The sequence below is a fragment of the Clostridium bornimense genome, from assembly GCF_018917145.1.
Taxonomy (GTDB): domain Bacteria; phylum Bacillota; class Clostridia; order Clostridiales; family Clostridiaceae; genus Clostridium_AN; species Clostridium_AN bornimense_A.
Window position 1 is genome coordinate 1 of the sequence record NZ_JAHLOD010000112.1, and the last position, 1,622, is coordinate 1,622.

Annotated in this window: 2 protein-coding genes and 2 rRNA genes; all 4 read right to left on the reverse strand. The window is 32.9% G+C overall.

Going from position 1 to position 1,622, the window contains the following annotated elements:
- A 23S ribosomal RNA gene (locus KQI30_RS16705) occupies positions 1–119 on the reverse strand; the annotation flags it as partial.
- Between the two features lie 660 nt (positions 120–779).
- Positions 780–1,010 (reverse strand): hypothetical protein, encoded by a 231-nt coding sequence (locus tag KQI30_RS16710; RefSeq protein ID WP_216464475.1) that lies wholly within the window; start codon positions 1,008–1,010, stop codon positions 780–782.
- 54 nt (positions 1,011–1,064) lie between these two features.
- A complete protein-coding gene (locus tag KQI30_RS16715) occupies positions 1,065–1,298 on the reverse strand; it encodes a hypothetical protein (protein ID WP_216464476.1) in 234 nt (77 codons plus the stop codon).
- A gap of 241 nt (positions 1,299–1,539) precedes the next feature.
- Positions 1,540–1,622: ribosomal RNA gene (locus tag KQI30_RS16720) — 16S ribosomal RNA — on the reverse strand; the annotation flags it as partial.

Here is a 1,622-nt window from a genome sequence, read left to right on the forward strand (position 1 = left end):
ATTCGGAAATCTGTGGATCACGGCCTATGTGCGGCTACCCACAGCTTATCGCAGCTTATCACGTCCTTCATCGGCTCCTAGTGCCAAGGCATTCGCCCTGCGCCCTTTGTAGCTTGACCTATCATTTATTCTACTATAAACTGCGCATTACTTCGTCAGCTACGTCGCTCATTTCGCTCACATACAAAAGTATTGTTCGCTCATTCACTCCTTGCTTCCTCGTTCTGCTTGTTTCTAGCGAATAAATCTGTTCTACTATAAGCTTCGCATTACTTCGTCAGCTACGTTACTCATTTCGCTCGAATACCGAAGTATTTCTCACTCATTCGTTCCTTGCTTCCTCGTACTGCTCGCTTCTAGCGAACATCTATACTTAATTAGTATAGGTATATAAATCAGTAAATCTATAATAGATTTTAAAGTCTTTATTGTAACTATGCAATTTTCAAAGAACAATCTGTTCTACTATAAGCTTCGCATTACTTCGTCAGCTGCGTCACTCATTTCACTCGAATACCGAAGTATTTCTCGCTCATTCGTTCCTTGCTTCCTCGTACTACTCGCTTCTAGCGAACATATCACATTCTATTCGCTTTCGCGAACTTATTTTTTTATGTTGCTCTCAGCAACGAATATCATTATATAAATTTATTCGTGATATGTCAACACTATTTTTAATATTTTTTTTATTTATTTTAAAATAGCCCTAATATAAGGGCTTTAATGGCTAATTTTCATCTAAATTTTCTATAGAAAAGATAATAAATATAAAAATAAAACTATATTTCCGGTGATGCAAATTTAACTAATCCAGTATATTTAGTACCATGTCCATCTGCTAAAAAAGTTATTGCAGAAGAAAGTCCTACATGCCACATAACATGTCTATATTGTCCTAAAATAAGTTCAAATCTAGTATATGAATAATTTTCTGGTTGTTCTAAAAGTTCTTCATCATCCATCTTATCAAGATAACAATATATCTTATTTTTTATATTCTCAAAATACACATGTAATTTTTCCCTTGGAATTACATATCCTTTTGCTAATTCATATCCATCTTTTTATTCCGCAATCACACTAAGATTTTCAGGTATTCCAATAATTTTTCTTTCATCATAAACATATTCTGTTGGATCAATAAAAAACTTATCTAACGAATGCAAGTAATGAAAAATGTATCTTGAATTATTTAAATTATTGTATTCATATTCAAGATTTGCTGTCTCTAACTGATCACTAATGTTAAGAAATAATATTTCTGTTTGTGCTTTTATTTGTTGAATAAAACTACTCATAAAAATTCCCCCAATTTAATATTTTAATTTGTATATCCCATAATTGGACCTTATAAATAAAATCCTTTAAAATTAATTATAGATCAATGCTTCTCAATTTTCCAACTTCTTCTATATTTTCTTTAGGGAATAAAAAAACTCCTGAAGAATTTCTTCTTCAGGAGTTTTTTCTGATCTTTCAAAATTGAACAGAAGACATATACCGTTTTTGCTTAGGTTCTCCCTAAACATATATCCTTAGAAAGGAGGTGATCCAGCCGCAGGTTCTCCTACGGCTACCTTGTTACGACTTCACCCCAATCACTAATCCCACCTTCGGCCGCT